This is a genomic window from Streptomyces sp. NPDC001568 (assembly GCF_042893755.1).
Classification (GTDB): Bacteria; Actinomycetota; Actinomycetes; order Streptomycetales; family Streptomycetaceae; genus Streptomyces.
In genome coordinates this window covers 71,410-89,612 of the sequence record NZ_JBIAVF010000018.1, presented here as the reverse complement: position 1 = coordinate 89,612, position 18,203 = coordinate 71,410, and the positions used below count along the sequence as shown (strand labels likewise).

Here is an 18,203-nt window from a genome sequence, read left to right as displayed (position 1 = left end):
GACCACTGCGCCCGCCCCGCATCCTCGGCCGGCGGCCGGTGGGCCGATCGTGTTCACGCAATGACAGGATGACGCGATGTCCGACTCTCTCCGCGCACCATGGCTGCGCGGCATCGCCTTCAATCCGGCTGCCCCCTCCGACGTGCTCGTGCGCCTGTTGGACCGAGCCGCGGGCGAGGCCGGCCCGCTGCTGTGCGAGCGGCGTGACCTGCCCGACGCCGTCCTCGACGCGGCCCTGCGCCATCCCGACGGAGTCATCCGCCGCGCGCTCGCCTGCAACGGGTACGTCGACCCGACTCGGCTCACCCCCTTGGCCACGGACCCGTCGGGGATCGTCCGCGGGTGGCTCGCCGGCGGGCCCCGTCACCACCCCCGCCGGGTCCGACCGTTGCCGGACGACATCCTCGTGAGCCTCCTGACCGCACAGGACGGGGGCGAGGACGGCAAGCTCACCGCTAACGAGATCATCGGGTGCCTCGAATCGTCCCGGCAGATGCCCCCGTCCTTCTTCCGTTCCCTGACCGACCATGAGAACCCCGAAATCCGGATACTGGCCACCTGGAGGTGGGAGTCGCTCACCCCGGCGCAGCAGGCGGGGCTGTTGGACGACCCGGAGCCCGCGATACGTGAGGAGGCGTGGGACAGGAGCTGGGGTTCGGATCCGGAACGGGTGGAGGCCAGGCTGCCTTCCTTCGGCCCGCGCAACGCATTCGTGTTCTCCGCGTGCGCACCGTCCTCCGCCCTCGTCGAGCAGTGCTTCGCGGACGGCACCGAGCACCTCCTGGCCCAGAACCGTCACACCCCGGCCCATGCCCTCGCCCGGCTCGCCCGCCACCCCGGGGCAGGGGTCCGCGCGCTGATCGCGACCCGGCCCGACCTGGAACCGGACCTGGTCGCCGAGTTGCAGGAGGACCCGCACGCGGAGGTGCGGATGCGCGCGCGCCTGCACCCCTTCGCCCGGACCTGGGCCGAGTACTGGGCGATCGACTGGGGCATCGGGCACGGTCCTGACTGCGCCTGCCCCATCGGCGAGCCGTTCGCCGAGCCGAACCCCGATCCGGCCGTCGGGCCGTCGCCCGACTGGTTCACCGCCTGCGCGTCGTCCGAGGAGCCGGTGCTCCGCCGGGTGGCGGCGAGTTGGCCGGGCCTGTCGGCGGACCTCGTCGAGACGCTCGCGCGGGACGACGACGAGGAGGTGAGGATCCGGCTGGCCTGCCACCACCCGCTGGCTCCCCCGCACCTCCTCCTGGAGGTATTCGTCGCCCGCCCGGCCCACCGCCCGCACGTGCGGGACCTGCCCACGTTTCCCCGTACCGGTTGGGCTCACCTCGTCGCCCACCCGGACCCCGAGGTACGGGCCCTGGCCGCAGCCGATCCCGACCTGCCCAACCCTCCGTTGGACGACCCCGACCCGGCGGTGCGCCGGGCAGCGGCCACCAACCCGAACCTGTCGCCTCACACGCTGGAGGCCCTCCTCACCGACCCCGGCACCGCCGAGGGCGCTGCGGCCAATCCGGCCCTCCCCGTTCGGCGCATGCACGCACTCCTCGACCACGGCCTGAGCGGCACGGCCACCGCGCCGCCGGCAGCCCGGCGTGGGGAGACGACGCCCACGTAGCGACCACGGGTACGGCCGCCCCCGTCGCGCCCGGATGCTCGGCCCCGCTCCACCGGCCCGAGCGGTCAATCGCTCGCGGTGTCCGGGACAACGGCCTGGCTCCGGCCGATCGCGGCCAGCGCACGGACGAAGACCTCCTGGACGTGACCGAGGGCCGAAACCGTGGTCACCAGCCCCTGGGCCCGGTAGTGGTCGAGGACCGGCGCCGTCTCGCTGTGGTGGACCTCCAGCCGCTTACGAACGGTTGCCTCGCGGTCGTCATCCCGCTGGTACAGCTCACCGCCGCAGAGGGTGCAGGTTCCCGCCACTTCAGGCGGGCTGTGTTCGACGTGGAAGATGTGTCCGCGGTCCTCACGGCACACGCGTCGTCCTGCGATCCGGCCGACCACCTCGGCGTCGGGAATCTCCAGGTCGAGCACGGCATCCAGTCTCGACCCCGAGTCGGCCAGGATGCCGTCCAACTCCACCGCCTGGACGGCATTGCGGGGGAACCCGTCCAACAGGAATCCGCGCTCGACGTCCGGGCGGGCAAGGCGCTCCTTGACCACCTCGATCGTGACCTCGTCCGGAACCAGAAGCCCGGCGCGCATGTGCCGGTCGGCCTGCTGCCCGAGCGCGGTGCCCTGGTCGATGTGCTCGCGGAACAGGTCGCCGGTGGAGATGTGCCGGATCGACAAGTGGGAGGCGAGGCGCACTGCTTGCGTACCCTTGCCGGCTCCGGGTGGCCCGATCAGGAGGAGGCGCATCGATGAGGTGTCCCTTCGTCATGCGTGGCCAGGGTCGATCACAGGATGCGCGGTGGCCGGCCACGTGGGCACGGTGACGCACTTCAGCAGATGGTAGGCGCGACACCGTCGAGACACCGACGCATTGATCACGGGCACGCCGACCCGACCCTTCCGCCAGCGGGCAGCGGGCAGCGGGCAGCGGGCAGCGGAGCCTGCCGACGCCTTCCGCCGAACCGCCGAGTGCCGTGCGACAACAACGGCTTTGAGGCGCTCTTGGAGCGCGAGCACCAAGCCCGGCGTCACACCGTCAGCAGGAGGCTGTCCCACGGCGCCCGGGAGTCGCGGGCCGGAAGGTCCGCGTAGTGGGTCAGGGCCAGGGCCGCGCCGGCCGCTCCCGTCAGGAAGCCGGTCCGGCGGCTCCGAGAGTCCGGGCACTGCCCCGCGAGCAGTTCCACGGTTCGTTCGCAGGCGGATTCGGCCAGCGCCGGGCAATGGCCGCGCAGCGCGGCCATCAGCACCCCGGCGGAGCCGTGGCACAGGCCCGCTCCCCGGGTGTCCCAGGTGCCGGGATCCCGCCCAGCGAGGGCGTGGAGGCAGTCGAGTGCCTCACGTGCGTACTGGTCCCGGCCGAGGGCGGACGCCGCGAGGTCCAGGGCGCGCGTGATGCCCGGGGCGCCGTAGCACCAGGCGTCGCGCCGACCGCCCGGTGGCCCGTCGGGTGTCCAGCAGGGCCAGGAGGCGTCCGCGCGGTGCTGGAGGAGCCAGTCGGCGGCGGCCTCGATCGCCCGCCGCCGGCCGGGTACGGATGCCCCGGCCCGCTCCGCGAGGGCGAGCAGGGCCAGGGGGCCGGCGATCCCGTGGGCCATGCCGGTGGCGCTCGCGCCGGCGGGCACCGGGCCCGGGGCCGGGGCCGGCGGGCCCGACGCCCGGGCCGCCCAGCCCGGCCGGTCAGCGGTTCCCTGGAGGATCATCGCGGTCAGCAGGGTCAGGGCGGCCGTGAGGCCCGGCGCCGCTTCGGCGGCCCAGCCGCCTTGCGACGCGACGAGCAGCACACGGCCCACGCCACTGAGCCCGCGCAGGGTGTCGTACACCCCCGTGGGCAGCGGTGTGCGGGCCCGGCCGCGGGCCGAGGTCGCTCCCGCGACGATCTGCTCGGCTCGGCGGGACAGCCATCGGGTGCCGTCGCGTACGGCGTCACGGGGAACGACGCCCCGGGGAAGGTGGGCCGCGCCGATGATGAGGGACGCGGCGAGTCCGCCCCGTCCACGGTAGACGCCGTCCGCGCCGACCGACCCGGCGCGACCCAGCGCGTCGGCGGCCGTCTCCCAGTGGGCGAGGGCTCGGTGGGCGCCGGCCGGTTCGACCGTGCTGAGGCGGGCGTGCAGTAGGGCGGTGCCCGCGAGGCCGTCGCCGAGGGTGTGCACGTGAGCGGCGGGGAGGTTTCGTGCCACCGCGTACGGATCGGCGAGGGATTCGGCGATTCCCAGGGCGGTCGCCGCGGCGGCTGCGCGGGCGGTGGTCACGGCCGGTGCAGGACGTCCGCGGCGAGGGAGCGCACGAGCCGCTCCGTCGCGGGGTCCGGGCCGAGCAGCCGGTTGACGTGCAGGTGGATCAGGTCGGAGGCGCAGAGTTCCACGATGCCCGGGGACGCGGGCGAGTGGGGTACCGCCGCCGGGATTTCGGCCCTACGGACTGCCGTGAGCGCCTCGCGGTAGGCGCTCAGCGCGGTGTCGCGGGCGTACCAGGCCGCTCCGAGGGCCGTGTCCCCGGGCGGCGACTGCGCGACGGTGGTGCGGAAGGCACCGCGGAGTGCCTCGCGACGGCGACGTGCGTCGCGGGTGAGCCCGGCCGTGCCGACGGCGCGGGGTGAGCCGTCGGCCAGGAGGCGGGCCACGCGCACGGCGCTCCCCGCGCCGAGGAGGATCCGTCGGTCCTCCTCCGGGAGCCCCTCGCTGCCCGCCGGACCCGGGGTGTGCGGGCCGAGTGCGGCCAGGGCCAGCGCGCTGTCGGCGGCGAAGACCGCTTCGGCGGCGCTCAGGCAGTCGGGCCCGCCGTACCGCTCCGTCTCCGGTACGTAGGCCTCCCATCGGGCCGCACCGGCCAGCCCGTTGGCCCGCAGGCCGCGTACCCAGTGTTCGGCCACCGGGCGGAGGGTCTCGACCCGGTGATCGGGGCAGCCCGCGAAGCGGACCCTCAGCTGCGGGCCGAAGTCGCGGGTCGCGTAACGGAGCCAGAAGCATCGGCAGGCGTCCTGCGGTGCCCGGGCGGCCATGACCCGGCCCAGCCGGCGGAGCGCCGCGTCCTGCCGGTGTTCGGGTACCCGGACGGCCAGCGACAACCAGTCGGCCGAACGGTCCAGTGGTTCGTCCGCGCGGCTTCGCGGTGCGCACCGCGGGTCGAGCCGCACCGTGTCGTCCGCGTCGTCCGCCCGGCGCAGCGGGACCACCACTTCGAGCAGGTGCCCGCCGTCACGGCCCCGTACGACGGCCGGGCAGGTCGCGGCGCCGAGGGGTTCCAGCACGGCACGTACGCCGTGCCGTACCCGGGAGCGCAGGATTTCGCGGTCGCGGGGATCGTCGAGGTCCAGGGGCAGCAGCCGGTCGGCCTCCTCCACCGTCACGTTCGGTGGCGGGGGCGGCCGTGTTCCCGTACGCCAGTCGTGCAGCCGGGCGGCGAACTCCGCGGGCCGATCGGCGGCCCTGGTCAGTGCGCCGGGGAGCGTCCAGCGGGCCGGGGCGAGCACGACGTTCCCGTGTCGGACGCGCGGCGTGGAGGGCAGTTCGGCGTACGGTCCCCAGGACCAGGTGTGCCAGGGGCGGGTCCCGGTCTGTCCGAGGAGCCGCAGCAGTCGCACGGAGTCGGGCAGCAGCGCGGGGTTCAGCCGGTGCGGGACGACCGGAACGACGCGGCGTCCGTGCCGTGGGGACCAGAGCACGAGCCGGCGCCCGTCCGAGGCGACGTGCAGATCGGCCGGGACGAGGTCGCCGGGCCGTGGTGGGACGCCCACGGCGATTCGTTGCCCGGGACCGGCGGCCGGTGGTGCCAGGGCCGCTGCCGCGGGAGTCGGCGGGCGGCAGGCGACGTGGGCGACGAGCACGCCCGGGTCGCCGTCGACGGCCTCGCGCCCGGCCGGATCGAGGAAGGTGTCCGTGGGACCGAGCGCGGCGAACCGGGCGGTGGCGGAACCCGCCTGCTGGGAGCCGGTGCCCGGGCAGACCGCCACCCGCAGCGGTCCCCCGCCGTCGCGGACGACCCGGACGTGAATCTCCGCTGACCGCGGCGGAGGTTCGGGGTGGGGTGCGGCGAGCCGGTCCACCAGGTCCTCGGTGAGCACGACTTCGTTGTCCGGGCCGTGCCGGCCGGCCAGCTCGGCGAGGAGCGACAGGCGGGCGGGCGCGGGCTCGGCGCTCGCGCCCAGCCCGTCGTCGGGGTCCGGTGGACCGAGGCCCGTCGCGGTGTCCAGGACTTCCGTCAGGGGGACCATGCGATGGATTCCGTACGTCTCGACGAACCTGCGGTGGTACCGGGTCAGCGGGGGCTTGGTGTGGGCCGTCCGCCACAACACGCCGGCTGCCGTGGCGGCCTGCTCCGCCAAGCGCCGCGGCAGGACCACCTCGGCGTCGGCGCGGGTGTCGGCCACGAGGGGTCGGTCGGGTGGCGCCGGATCGGCCATCAGTTGCCTTGCCAGGCGCAGCAGTTCGAGCCGCGTCGGTTCGCCGGGCGGGTGGGCGTCGGCCCGTGCGAGCAGATCACGCAGCTGGGGCAGGACGGACCACGCGTCCCCGGGGCGGGTGAACGCGGCGAGGGCGGTGAGCGTGAGGGACGGCGGGCCGCCGGGGGTGAGATCGGTCAGGAGGAGACCGGACCGGATCATCCGGAGCAGCGTGTCGCGGGCGATCCCGTCGTCGGTGCGGAGCGCGGCGAAATCGGCCAGAGCGTTGTCGAGGGCGGCCTGTTCGAAGGCCGCGACGTCGGCGCGGGCGGTCCGCTCGAAGGCCGCGGCGTCGGCGCGGGCGGCCCGTTCGAAGGTCGCGACGTCGACGGGAGCGGAGGCGGAGGGTCCCGGGGTCGGCGGGACGGCCGGCGCGACGGAGGTCGCGCCGGCGCCGTCGGCGAGGAGCCCGCGGAGGACGGCGAGGAGTTCGGCGGCCGGTCTGCCGTTCGCGCAGATGTGGAGCAGCATCCGGGACACCGGGGTGTCGCGGACGCTGTGCACGCCGATGGCGCCCTCGGGGGATGCGTACGCGACCTCGAACCTGCCGTCGACCGTGCGGACGGTGTTGTCGGTGGTGAGGGTGACCCGGTCGAGTACGTCCGGGTCGTCGAGCATCCGGTCGGCGACGGCCGCCAGCCACGGCCCGCTGGGTGTGGTGACCGCTCGATGTGCCGTGCCCAGGGTCAGTCGCTCGCCGGCCGCGTTCCCGCGGCCGGGCCGCGCGGATGACGTGAAGCGCACGGGTGCGACGCCGCTGAAGACGCCGCTCGGGGTCGGGCGCGTCCGCGAGCGTATGTCGTAGGCCCGCAAGGACCGCTCGGCGCCGGCGCTCCCGGCGCCGGCGCTCCCGGCGCCGGCGGCGTTCCTCCGGCCCGGCTCCCCGGCCCGTCCCTCACCGGGAGCCCCGATCAGATCCGGGGCCGCCAGGAGGACGGCTTCCTCCAGCACACCGGCTCCGTCCTCGGGGCTCGCCGCCACGGCCCTCAGGGGGATGCGGGCCTGCGCTCCCGGCCCCGGCTCGAACACTCGTCCTCGCATGTCCCGGTCCTGTCCTCGGGGAGGAGCCGGAGCGCGGCGGCACACCGTCCGCGGTGGTGCGCCGGGCCCGCGCTCCGGCCCTCGGGTGCTATCGGCCGTCCGACCAGGTGGGTCCGGAACCGGGGTCGGCGCAGCCGGTGGTCATCCAGTCGGGTACGGACAGGTCGCGGGCCCCGGCCCCTGACGGGTCCGCCGTGCGCGGGGCCGGCGCGTCGGCGCGGGGGTCGAGTCGGAAGGCGTCGGCCAGGTCGTACGTGTTCATGGGATCTCCTCTCGACCTGCCGGGCGGCAGGTGTCTCGGACTCGCGCTGCCACGTTAGGAACGCGGCGCGCGGGGCCGTGTCCTCCGTTCGTACGGTGCGCGGGACGAGTGGGCGGGGCCGGGCGCCGGACGGATTCGGGCAGGCTCGCGGGCGGGCCGACGGTGTCTGCGGCTGCGACTGCGGCCGTGGCTGCGCGGTGACGGTCGGTGAGCCGTCCGGTGGGGGATCCGATCGCACGACACGGCACCCGGCCGACATCCGGTGTGCTGGTGCCTTCACTCGTCACGCATCCCAGGAGGAGCCATGACCGGAACGTTCACCCGCACGCCGGCGACCGCTGCCGACTCCGTCGACGTCAGCCTGATACCGACGGCACTGCCCGTCCTCCCCGTCGAGGAACGGGGTTGCTCCTGCATCTACTGTTTCCACGCCAAGGAAACCTTCATCGAGCCGCCGGCACGGCACACCGAGTACGGGGTCCGGTCCGACCGCTGACCGGCTCCCGTGGCCCTCGGGCCGGGCGCTGCCGTCCGCTCGTGCGGGGGTCGACGCGAGCGGGCGTGTCCCGAGGGCCCGGGGGCGGTTCTTCTCGTAGGTTCGGACCGCCGGTTTTGTCCGGTTTCAGTTCCGCGCGGCCGCACGGTGTCCGTCAGGATCCCGCCCGCGCGAGCCCGACGGGCCACGAGGGGGCCGCCCCTACCTGATGGGGAGATCGCCTCCGATGACTCGGTTGCAAGGGGTGCTCGGCCTTCTCGTGATCTACGGCCTGTGCTTCGCCATCTCACGTCACCGCCGGCAGATCAACTGGCGCACCCTGGGCATCGGCTTCGCGCTGCAAGTGGGTTTCGCGCTGCTGGTGTTGAAATGGGAACCGGGCCGCGAAGCGCTCCGCAGGTTCGCCGACCTGATCGCCGGGCTGATCGGCTACACGACGGCGGGCACGGAGTTCCTCTTCGGCTCGCTGGCCAAGGGTTCGTCCGTGCCGTTCGCCATCGGTGTGCTGCCCGTCATCATCTTCCTCGGCGCGCTCGTCGGGCTCCTGTACTACCTGCGCATCATCCAGTGGGTCGTGCAGACCGTCGGCGGTGCGATCTCCTGGCTGCTCAAGACCAGCCGGGTCGAATCGATCTGGGCCACGACAGTGATCTTCCTCGGACAGTCCGAGGCGCCGCTGGTCATCGCGCCGTACCTGCGCCGGCTCACCCGCTCGGAGCTCTTCACCTGCATGACGGGCGGTTTCGCGTCCGTGGCCGGCTCCACCCTGGTCGGATACTCACTGCTCGGCGCTCCCCTGCCCTACCTGCTGGCCGCGAGCGTCATGAACGCGCCCGCCATGCTGGTCATCGCCAAGGCCATCTATCCGGAGACCGAGGAGACGGAACAGCAGGGCGACATCCGCGGTGTACGCGACACGGAATCGGCCAACGTCATCGACGCGCTCGCGCGGGGCGCGCTCAACGGCGGCCGCCTCGCGGTGATCGTGGGCTGCCTGCTCATCGCCTTCGTGGCGCTCATCGCCCTGGCCAACGGCATCCTGGGGATGGCCGGAGGCTGGTTCGGCATCGAGGACCTGACGTTCCAGCGGGTACTGGGGTGGATCTTCGCGCCGGTCGCGTGGCTCATCGGCGTGCCCTGGGACGAAGCCTCGACGGTGGGCAGCCTGCTCGGTCAGAAGACGGTCATCAACGAGTTCGTCGCGTACGCCTCCTTCGGCCCGCAGATCCCCTCCCTCGAACCCAAGACCGTGCTCATCACCACCTTCGCCCTCGCCGGCTTCGCGAACTTCGGATCGATCGCCATTCAGCTCGGCTCGTTCGGCGCGCTGGCACCCGAGCGGCGGGGCGACGTCGCCCGGCTCGGGCTCCTCGCCCTGCTCGCCGGGACGCTGGCCAACCTCAGCAACGCGGCCATCGTGGGCATCGTCGGCTGACCCCGCGGCGGCTCTTCCCGACCGCCCGGGGACAGCGGGCGACCGGCGAGAGGTCGAGCGACGGGAGTACCGACCCGCGGACGGGAACCGGCGCCCGTCATTCGTTCGGCCCGTCGACGGGCGGATCGGGCGGTATCCGCGGGCGTTCCTCCGGCCGTTCCTCCGGTCGGTCGTCATGGCGGGTCCGCGGTGCATGGTGTGCTGGCGGTGGCGGCCGGGCCGGCCCCGCACCCCGCGGGCGTCGCCGGCGCGGCGGCCGGAAGGAGGGTGGCCATGGCACGCACGTGGGATCAGGAGCACCGTGCCGCGGACCTCTGGGAGGAGCACGCGGCCCTGTACGTACGGACGCTCGGCGCCGCGTGCGCCGGGACGGTGCGCCCCCTCCTCGACGCCGTTCAAGTGGGCCCCGGGACCAGGGTGCTGGACGTCGGCACCGGCCCCGGGACCGTGGCCGCCGCTGCCGCCGACCGGGGGGCCGCGGTGACGGCCTGCGACTCCTCGGCGGCCATGGTGGACCTCGCCCGCGCCGCGGCCCCGACGGCCCGTACGCTGGTCGCGGCGCTGCCCCGGCTCCCCTTCCCGGACGGGAGCTTCGACGTGGCGGTCGGCAACTTCGTGCTCGGGCACGCCGGCCCGACCGGGGCCGTGGTGGCCGAGCTGCGCCGGGTCGTGCGCAGCGGGGGGCGCGTGGGCCTGACCGGCTGGACGGACGTTCCCACCGCCGGGCAGACCCTGCTGGGCCGGTCCCTGCGGGCCGCCGGCGCCCCGCCCTCGGCGCCGGACCGACTGCGGCCCCCGTGGTCCGGCTACCCGGGCGACCCTGCCGGCTTGGCGCGGCTGCTGAGCGCGGCCGGGCTGCGGGAGGCCGCCTGCCGGACGGTTTCCTGGGACCACCGGGTCGGCGTCGCGGCCTGGTCGGAGGGGATCGCCCGGCTGCTCCGGACCGGTCTGCTCACGTCCGCCGGGACGGACCCCGCCGTGGTCGACCGCATCGTGCGCCACGCCGCGGCGCTGAGCATCGTGTTCCGGACCCCGGACGGGGAGCTGCTGCTGCCACACGTCGCGTTGCTGGCCCACGGTTGGCGTTGATCCGGCTTCGGCCACGGCGCCCTCCCGAACGGCCCCCGACACGCCGCTCCGTGCGGTCACGCACGGCGGGCGGGCCCGGACGTACGGGCGGTCGCCCGCTCCAGGGCCTCGCGCACGGCGTGTTCCGGAGCAGTAGGCGCGTCCGGCGCCGCGGCCCACCGCCGGACGACGTATCCGTCGGGCCGGACCAGCACGGCCCCGGTGGGCCCGATGCCGTACCGGTCGGCGAAGGCCGCGTGCGGGTCGCGCAGCGCGGGCTGCGGACCGCCGATCCGGTGCGCGACGAACGGCACGCCGAGTCCGGCCGCCGCGCGCTCCCCCGCGGGCGGCCAGCCCTGCCCCCGCGGTCCCGCGAGCAGGGTGAACCGGGGCCCGAAGAGGTCCAGGACCGACACCCGCCGGCCGCTGCGGTCGCGCAGCCACAGGTGCGGGGCGCGACTGCCCGGGCGCCCGGTGGGACGGTACGGGTCCTCGCAGGGGTCGGCGTCCGGACCGTTCGCGGGGTCGGGATACAGGTGGCCGAGCTGGAGGGTCTCCGGATGCAGTGCCTGCGGCAGGCCGCGCGCGGTCGCCAGGACGTGCCACAGCGTGTGGGCCGCCACGTGGCTCCGCTCGGTGTCGTAGGTGTCGAGGAGGCTCGCGCCCGCGTTGCCGCGCCGGACGGCCGCGAGCTTCCAGGCGAGGTTGTGGGCGTCCTGGATCCCGGTGTTGCCGCCGAGTCCGCCGATCACCGGCATGGTGTGGGCGGCGTCGCCCAGCAGGAGGACCCGGCCCTCGCGGAACCGTTCGGCCACCACCGCGGAGGCCCCCCAGCGCAGCACGCTGCGCACGTCGGGTTCGAGTTCCGGCATGCCGGTGACCGCGCGGATCCGCTCCCGGGCGAAGCGGACGAGCGCCGCCCCGTCCTCGGCCCCCTCGACGAACGGACTGTCGGGGACGCCGTACTCCCACAGGGGCTCCCCCGGGGTGCCGCGGGCGAAGAGCACCTCGCTGCCCGGGAGGACGACGGCGGTGGGACGACGACCGCGCAGCACGCGGTCGAGGTCGGCGGCGAACACGGCGCTGAGGAAACGCGGTTCGCCGCGCCGCCCCCGCAGCCCGATGCCGAGGGCTTCCCGGACGGGGCTGCGGGTGCCGTCCGCGCCGAGGAGGTAGGCGCACCTTACGGTGCGGCGCCGGCCGGTGGAGCGGTCGAGGACGCGGGCGGTGACGCCGTGCGGATCCTGCACGAAGGAGGTGAGTTCGTGGCCGAACAGCACCCGCGCGCCCCGGCTTCGGGCTGCGGCCAGCAGGATCGGTTCGAGACGGTTCTGGTCGCAGAGCCGGCTGCCCGCGGGGCTGATGAGCCGGGTCGGGTCACCGGTCGGTCCGAGCCGGGCCCAGGCGGCGTCGGAGAGGGTTCGCGCCTGGAACCAGCCGCTCGGGCGGCGGCTCACGGCCTCGATGGCGGGCTCCAGGCCCAGGGAGCGGAAGACCTCCCCCGAGCGGGCGGTGAGGACCCGTGACCGGGGGTGGGTGCCGATCCCGGAACGGCGCTCCACCACCAGGCATCGCGTGCCGTGGTGGGCGAGCAGCACCGCGGCGGACAGGCCGCTGAGGCTCGCGCCGACGACGAGCACCGGCGTTTCCATGTCGTCTCCCTCGATCGTGGGGGGGGGACCGGCGCTCGCCGGCGCGGGCCGGGGCGAGAGCACGCGTGCGTTCGGGCGGGCGGGCAGGCCGGGGGTGCGGGGAGCCGCACCATCCGTCCAGTGCACCTCGCGTGCGCGGGCGCCGCTGTCGTCCGACCGGTCGCACCCCGGGGCGACCCGTGGCCGGGGCAGCACGCCGCCGCCTCGTCCCCCCGATGGACCGACCGCAGGACGGGCGGCTGCGGGTCCGTCCCTACGGTGGCCGGAAGAGAGACCGCGCGAGCTCCGGCCCGCACCGTGAGAGGAGCCGTACATGACCACCGCGCCTTCGAGTTCCGCCCCGGTCACCGCTGCCGCAACACCGCTCGGCGGCCTGCCGTACCTCGGCTCGGGGATCGGCTACCGGACCGAGATCAAGGACGCCGTCGGCTCGCCCACGAGCCGCGTCGACTGGCTCGAAGTGATCACCGAGCACTACCTCTTCGCGCCGCCCGACGTCCGGGACGTCCTGCACCGCCTGCGCCGCCGGTTCCGCTTGGTGCCGCACGGACTGGAACTGTCCATCGGTGCCCCGCGCGAACCCTCGTCCCGCTACGTGGACGCGCTGGCGCGGCTCGTCGAGGAGATCGACGCGCCCTGGTTCAGCGACCACCTGTGCTTCACCCGGGCCGGCGGCGTGGCCCTGAGCACCTTGACCCCGCTGCCCCGGACCCGGGAGATCGCCCGTGAGGTCGGCCGTCGCGCGCAGCGCGTGCAGGCCGCCGTCGGCAGGCCCCTGATCCTGGAGAACGTCACGTACTACATCGATCTGCCGTCCCCCCTCAGCGAGGCGCAGTTCATCACCGAGGTGATGGAACACTGCGAGTGCGGGCTGCTGCTGGACCTGACGAACCTGGACATCAACGCCCGCAACCACGGCTACCGCGCCGTGGACTTCCTCGACGCGATCCCGGTGGAGCGCGTCGTCCAGGTGCACCTGGCGGGCGGGACCGGCGGGGAGGACGACCGCATGGACCTGGACACCCACAGCGAGCCGGTGCCGCCCGTCGTCTGGGAGCTGCTCACGAAGCTCGTGGCCCGCGCACCGCTGCGCGCCACGTTGCTCGAGCGCGACCAGAACTTCCCCGCCGACTTCGGTGAACTCCAGGCGGAACTCGACCACGCCCGGCGCATCCTCACCGGCGCCCGGGACGCACGGGCGGAGGTGCGGTGATGGGCCTGCGCGAGGCGTTCGCCTGCGTCATCGCGGCACCCGGGACCCTGCTGCCCGTGCTGCGCGAGCACCCCGACAGGATTCAGCGACGGTTCGGGCTGACCGACGCGGAGCTGGCGGCGCTGGCCGGCATCGACGGGGAGAGCTACGCGTTCATGGCCGAGGAGAGCGGCGCCAAGCGCAGGATCCACCTCTCGGTCGGCGTCCCCAGGACGGTGCGGGAGTTGGCGGAGCGGCGCCCGGAAGTGCTCGAAGCCTTCCTGACGACGACCACGCTCCCGGAGGACTCCGACGACCCGATGGGCATCGCACGGGCCTGCGAGCAACTGCTCGCCTTCGGCGGGTTGCCGGCCGACACGGCCGACTTCGGCCGGTTCGAACTCGACCAGTACCTGTTGCTGGGCGATCCCGTGGCCGCCGAGGCCTGCCGGCCCGCGCCCTTCGCGCAGCCGCCCCGGCGCCTCCCGTTCGGCTCGGAGCCCGCGCCGGTCCTGTCGCCCGCCGTGCGCGTGGCGACGTACGGGCATGACGTGACCGACCCCGGGGCGCCCGCGCGGCTGCCCCGCGGAGAGGTGAGCGTCCTGATCCAGCGCGCATGGGACGCGCCGCTGCGGGCCTACCGGATCGGGGTCGGGACCGGGCTCCTGCTGGCCCGCTGCGACGGCACCCGCACGGGCCGCGAGGCCGCACGGGAGGCCGGCCTGCCGCAAGCGGCGGCCCTGGACCTGCTCGACCGGCTGGTGCGCGACGACATCGTGCGCGTGGCACCCGTGATCGTCCGCCAGAGCCGTCCGGCAGTGTGACCTCCTGCGGGCGGGCGGCAGGAGGCCGTGGTGGCCTTCTGCGGGCGCGCCCCGCTCGTGGGGGCGTCGAGCGTCCGCGCGGGTGCCGGCCGCCGGATCGTGGACGGCTCGTTCCGGCTCCGCGCATGCGACGGGGCCGGCCGCGCGGCCGGCCGGCCCTACACCGTGGCGGTGTCCCGCACCCCGGAGCGAATGCGGAACTCCAGGCCCTCGACCGCTTCCCGTGCCGCCTTGACCGCTTCCTCCTCGGTGGCCGCCAGGGCGCGGGCGTAGGCCACCCGCGACAGCGAGCTCTCCAGCGCCCCCACCCGTGCGCCGGGCGCGACCATCGCGTCCACCTCCGTGACGCCGGGAAGCGCTCGGGCCCGTTCCAGGCCGAGGATCTCCTCCAGCGTCCCGCGGGAGTCCACCGAAGCGAACCAGATCGCGGAACTGCGTGCCTCAGCGACCGGTTTCGCGAGCCGCGCGCGGATGCCCGGCAGGACCGGCTCGCCGAGCGTCTGGCGCGCCGTGCAGTCGTCCGTGTCCACCCCGGTCGCTTCCAGGGTCAGTGTCGGGATCATGTCGCCGCCCATGCGGACGTGCGTCTCGATCAGCCGTGGCCCCTTGGGGGTGAGGACGACCTCCGTGTGCGTCGGCCCGAACCCCACCCCGAGCGCGTCCAGCACCGCGAACACGTACGCCTCGATCGCCGCGACGTCGTCCCGCGGCAGCGACGCCGGGCAGACGTGGCCGAGTTCGACGAAGGTCCGCGGATCCGAGTACTTGCGCGTGACGGCCACCAGGGCGTGCTCGCCCGCCTCGGAGAACGCCTCGACGCTGAACTGCGGCCCCTCCAGGAACTCCTCGACCAGGACGCCGGTGTTCGTCAGGCCGAGGTGGTTGCCGAGGGCCCGCTCGAAGGCCCCGTCGAGTCCGTTCTCGTGCGTCACCTTCGTGACGCCCGCGCTGCCCGCGCTGGAGATCGGCTTCACCACGCACGGTGTGCCGTACGCCTCCACGAAGGAGCGCAGTTCGTCCGGATCGGCCACCCGGGCGCACGCGGTCGTGTCGATGCCCGCCTCGCGCAGCCGCGTGCGCATCGCGTGCTTGTCGTGGACCAGGGTCACCGTTTCGACGCTGTGCCCGCCCAGGCCGAGGGCGTCGGAGATCGCCGCGTAGCGGTCCTGGTCGCGCTCCCCGAAGGTACCGATGCGGGTGAACGGGTCGCGGGCGTGCGTGGCGGCGGCGAGATCGATCCATTCCTGATCGGGGGCGTCACCACGCAGGCACAACACCCGCGCGTGGTCCCCCGGTCGGCGGATCTTGGCGATCGAGTCCAGCTGACAGATGACCGTGGTCCTGGCATCCGGCCGGGCGCCGCGGATGCGGGCGGGGAAGTCGCGGCCTGCGCCGACGATCAGTACGTGTTCGGACGAAGACATGAGGGTGGTCCTTGTTCCTCTCGGGTGGGCGGTCGGGGCCGGCTACTTCCAGGCCGTGTTCTCGTTCCACCAGTCGATCGCCGCCATCAGGCGCCGGCGCGCGGAGTCCGCGGTCGGTCCCTCTACGAACAAGGAGGCGGCCGAGTCCAGGAGATGGGTCACGCCCTTGCCCTCGGCGCCCGCCTCCATCAGCAGCTCGAACCGGGTCCCCGGAACCGGGCACGTCCCGGCGGGGGGAACGAACTCCCCGTGTCCCGGGGGGAGCATGGCCCAGCCGACCAGGGCGGCCGGCGTCGCGGGCTGGTCCGTCAGGATCAGTTCGGCACCGCACTGCCCCCGCAGGCCCTCTCGGGCCAGCTGGACGCCGAAGGCCCGCTCGTACGCCTGCGCGATCAGCGCGCCGCCCGCCCGGCTGGCGATCTCGCACAGCACCGGCGTGCCGTCGGCGTCGATCCATGCCTCCAGGTGGAAGGCGAGGGGGTGGGGAGCCGCGGGTAGCGCGGCCACGATCTCGGACGCCATGCGGACGAGCACCCCGGTGCGCTCGTCGTCGGCCGCCAGCATCACGCTGCCGAGGTGCAGTTCGTCGTGGATGCGCTCGGCACAACCGCTGGTGTACTGCGCGGGCCAGGCGTGCACGACCCGCCCGTCCCGCATGATGCCGTCGATGTGGAAGAACTCCCCGCTGACGAAGGACTCGGCCATCCACTGCCCCGGCAGGTAGGGCACGTCCGAGGTCCTTTCCCCGCCCAGGAACTCCGTGACGTCCTGGGGACCGCGCAGCACCGACACCCCGGCGGCGCCGGCCCCGAAACGGGGCTTGACCACCGCCGGGTACCCCTCGGCCTCCACGAAGTCCAGCAGGTCCGCGGGGCTGTCGAGGGGTGCGAACGCGGGAACCGCGATGCCCGCGGCCGCCACCAGCTGTTTCATCACGACCTTGTCCCGGTAGGCCGTCGCCGACGCGACGCCCTGGCCGGGCAGTCCGAGGCGTGCCCGCAACCGGGCGGCCCGCAGCACGTCGTTCTCACTGCTGCTCGCGACGAGGTCCACCCCGTACCTGCGCGCCGCTTCCTCGGCCGCCTGCTCGGCGGACCAGGAGTGGTAGTAGTCGACGATCAGGTGCTGGGGGAAGTGCTCGGCCAGGACGTCCTGCGCGCCCGTCACCGCCTTGTGCATCGTCACCAGCACGATGTCCTCCGCGGTGTGGTCCAGCCAGTCCTGCAAAGGGCGCGTGGCGAGCGGCTGGCGGGAGAGCAGTAGCACTTTCGGCATGGTTCAGGTCCTCGCTGGGATGAGTGGGTGACGGGGCGCGGCGGCGCCGGTCCGGGTCCCGGTCCCGGTCCCGGTCCTGCCGGTCCTGGTCCCGGTCACCGACCGGTCCTCGCCGCCGCTCCGAGGGACGGGCGGGGCAGTCCGAGGTTCTCCCTGAGGGTGGTGCCCTCGTACTCGGTGCGCACCAGCCCGCGCCGCCGGAGCTCCGGCACGAGGAGGTCGACGATCGCGTCGAGCCCGCCGGGGTGGTAGTCCGGCATGATGTTGAACCCGTCGGCCGCTCCGCCCACGAACCAGTCCTCCAGCTGGTCCGCGATGGTTTCGGGCGTGCCCAGCAGGAAGCGGTGGCCGCGTCCCGCCGCCACGGCCAGGTACAGCTCGCGGATGCTGAGGCCCTGGCGCCTGGCCTGCTCGTAGATCGTCTGCTGCTTGCTGGTGCTGCCCTCGATCGCGGGGAGTTCCGGCAGCGGCCCGTCCAGCGGGTAGCCCGAGAGGTCGACCATGCCGAGCTGGTAGGAGAGCATGCCCAGGCCCACCACCGGGTCGACCAGCGCCTGCAGGGTCTCGTACTTCTCCTGCGCTTCGGCGAGGGTGCGGCCGACGACGACGAACACGCCGGGCAGTACCTTCACGTCGTCCGGGTTCCTGCCGTAGTCCGCGACCCGGTCCTTCAGCCCGCTGTAGTACGCCTGCGCCGATTCGCGGGTCTGCTGCACCGTGAAGACCACCTCGGCCCAGCGGGCGGCGAAGTCCTGACCGTCCGGGGAGGAACCCGCCTGGACGATGACGGGGTAGCCCTGTGGCGGGCGGGCCAGGTTGAGCGGGCCCTTGACCGAGAAGTGCTCGCCCTCGTGGCCGAGGATGTGCAGCTTCTCGGGGTCGAAGAAGCGCCCGGATTCCTTGTCGTAGAGGAAGGCGTCGTCCTCCCAGCTGTCCCACAGACCCGTGACGACCTCCATGAACTCGCGCGCGCGGTGGTAGCGCGCCGCGTGCTCGGGCTGCCGGTCCAGGTTGTAGTTCCTGGCTTCGGCGTCGGTGGCGGAGGTGACGACGTTCCAGCCCGCGCGGCCGGCGCTGAGGTGGTCCAGGGAGGCGAACTGCCGGGCGACGGTGAACGGCTCGTTGTAGGTGGTCGACGACGTGGCCGTCAGACCTATGTGGGTGGTGTGGACGGCGAGCGCGGAGAGCAACGTCATCGGCTCGAAGTGGACCATGCGGCCCTGACGGCTGAGTTCGTCGGCGTCCTTGTACTTGGTGCGGACACCCGCGCCGTCGGACAGGAACACCATGTCGAACTTTCCGCGCTCGGCGGTCCGCACGAGCGAGCGGTAGTAGTCGAAGTCGAGACCGCCGTCGGGGCGGGCCTCGGGATGGCGCCAGGCCGCGACGTGGTGCCCGGGCGCGGGCAGGAAGGCGCCGAGCTTCATCATGCGGCGGGGTGTGCTGCTCACCGGTGGCTCTCCAAGGGAACGGGCG

Annotated in this window: 14 protein-coding genes; 6 read left to right on the top strand and 8 right to left on the bottom strand. The window is 74.1% G+C overall.

Features of this window, described 5'->3' with window-relative positions; translation table 11 throughout:
* Positions 1-76 precede the first annotated feature (76 nt).
* Complete coding sequence (locus ACFY0I_RS29580; RefSeq protein ID WP_388901559.1) at positions 77-1,618, top strand: hypothetical protein; 1,542 nt, start codon at positions 77-79, stop codon at positions 1,616-1,618.
* Between the two features lie 65 nt (positions 1,619-1,683).
* Here ACFY0I_RS29580 and ACFY0I_RS29575 read toward each other — a convergent pair whose 3' ends face one another.
* The 4 genes from ACFY0I_RS29575 to ACFY0I_RS29560 all read right to left on the bottom strand — a co-directional run bounded on the left by ACFY0I_RS29575 (position 1,684) and on the right by ACFY0I_RS29560 (position 7,361).
* On the bottom strand, positions 1,684-2,364 hold the full coding sequence (locus ACFY0I_RS29575; RefSeq protein WP_388901557.1) for an adenylate kinase: 681 nt from the start codon (positions 2,362-2,364) through the stop codon (positions 1,684-1,686).
* A gap of 281 nt (positions 2,365-2,645) precedes the next feature.
* A complete protein-coding gene (locus tag ACFY0I_RS29570; RefSeq protein ID WP_388901555.1) occupies positions 2,646-3,869 on the bottom strand; it encodes a lanthionine synthetase LanC family protein in 1,224 nt (407 codons plus the stop codon).
* Positions 3,866-7,099 (bottom strand): lantibiotic dehydratase, encoded by a 3,234-nt coding sequence (locus ACFY0I_RS29565; protein ID WP_388901553.1) that lies wholly within the window; start codon positions 7,097-7,099, stop codon positions 3,866-3,868. Before ACFY0I_RS29565 ends, ACFY0I_RS29570 begins: the two co-directional genes overlap by 4 nt.
* 88 nt (positions 7,100-7,187) lie before the next feature.
* Positions 7,188-7,361: a hypothetical protein gene (locus ACFY0I_RS29560; RefSeq protein WP_388901551.1), complete on the bottom strand. Its 174-nt coding sequence runs from the start codon at positions 7,359-7,361 to the stop codon at positions 7,188-7,190.
* Positions 7,362-7,665: 304 nt separating this feature from the next.
* Here ACFY0I_RS29560 and ACFY0I_RS29555 point away from each other — a divergent pair, with 304 nt between their 5' ends.
* From ACFY0I_RS29555 to ACFY0I_RS29545, 3 genes are all read left to right on the top strand, one after another.
* Positions 7,666-7,857: a hypothetical protein gene (locus ACFY0I_RS29555; RefSeq protein ID WP_388901549.1), complete on the top strand. Its 192-nt coding sequence runs from the start codon at positions 7,666-7,668 to the stop codon at positions 7,855-7,857.
* Between the two features lie 226 nt (positions 7,858-8,083).
* Positions 8,084-9,292, top strand: coding sequence for a NupC/NupG family nucleoside CNT transporter (locus tag ACFY0I_RS29550; protein ID WP_388901547.1), 1,209 nt, complete (start codon positions 8,084-8,086; stop codon positions 9,290-9,292).
* Positions 9,293-9,565: 273 nt separating this feature from the next.
* Complete coding sequence (locus ACFY0I_RS29545; RefSeq protein ID WP_388901545.1) at positions 9,566-10,381, top strand: class I SAM-dependent methyltransferase; 816 nt, start codon at positions 9,566-9,568, stop codon at positions 10,379-10,381.
* A gap of 56 nt (positions 10,382-10,437) precedes the next feature.
* Here the strand turns inward: ACFY0I_RS29545 and ACFY0I_RS29540 are convergent, their stop codons facing one another.
* Positions 10,438-12,012, bottom strand: a complete 1,575-nt coding sequence (locus ACFY0I_RS29540; RefSeq protein WP_388901543.1) for an FAD-dependent monooxygenase — start codon at positions 12,010-12,012, stop codon at positions 10,438-10,440.
* 313 nt (positions 12,013-12,325) lie between these two features.
* On the opposite strand from ACFY0I_RS29540, the gene ACFY0I_RS29535 reads away from it, so the two are divergent.
* Together ACFY0I_RS29535 and ACFY0I_RS29530 are read left to right on the top strand one after the other, a co-directional pair.
* Positions 12,326-13,225 carry a DUF692 family multinuclear iron-containing protein gene (locus ACFY0I_RS29535; RefSeq protein WP_388901541.1) on the top strand — a complete coding sequence of 300 codons (900 nt, stop codon included), beginning with the start codon at positions 12,326-12,328 and terminating at the stop codon, positions 13,223-13,225.
* Entirely contained in the window at positions 13,225-14,028 is an 804-nt protein-coding gene (locus ACFY0I_RS29530) for a hypothetical protein (RefSeq protein WP_388901539.1), read from the top strand. The genes ACFY0I_RS29535 and ACFY0I_RS29530 overlap by 1 nt, the downstream gene beginning before the upstream one ends.
* A 158-nt stretch (positions 14,029-14,186) precedes the next feature.
* Here the strand turns inward: ACFY0I_RS29530 and ACFY0I_RS29525 are convergent, their stop codons facing one another.
* The 3 genes from ACFY0I_RS29525 to ACFY0I_RS29515 all read right to left on the bottom strand — a co-directional run bounded on the left by ACFY0I_RS29525 (position 14,187) and on the right by ACFY0I_RS29515 (position 18,178).
* A complete protein-coding gene (locus ACFY0I_RS29525) occupies positions 14,187-15,452 on the bottom strand; it encodes an ATP-grasp domain-containing protein (protein ID WP_388901537.1) in 1,266 nt (421 codons plus the stop codon).
* Between the two features lie 42 nt (positions 15,453-15,494).
* Positions 15,495-16,727: an acetyl-CoA carboxylase biotin carboxylase subunit family protein gene (locus ACFY0I_RS29520; protein WP_388901536.1), complete on the bottom strand. Its 1,233-nt coding sequence runs from the start codon at positions 16,725-16,727 to the stop codon at positions 15,495-15,497.
* A gap of 95 nt (positions 16,728-16,822) precedes the next feature.
* Positions 16,823-18,178: an LLM class flavin-dependent oxidoreductase gene (locus tag ACFY0I_RS29515; RefSeq protein WP_388901535.1), complete on the bottom strand. Its 1,356-nt coding sequence runs from the start codon at positions 18,176-18,178 to the stop codon at positions 16,823-16,825.
* Positions 18,179-18,203 lie beyond the last annotated feature (25 nt).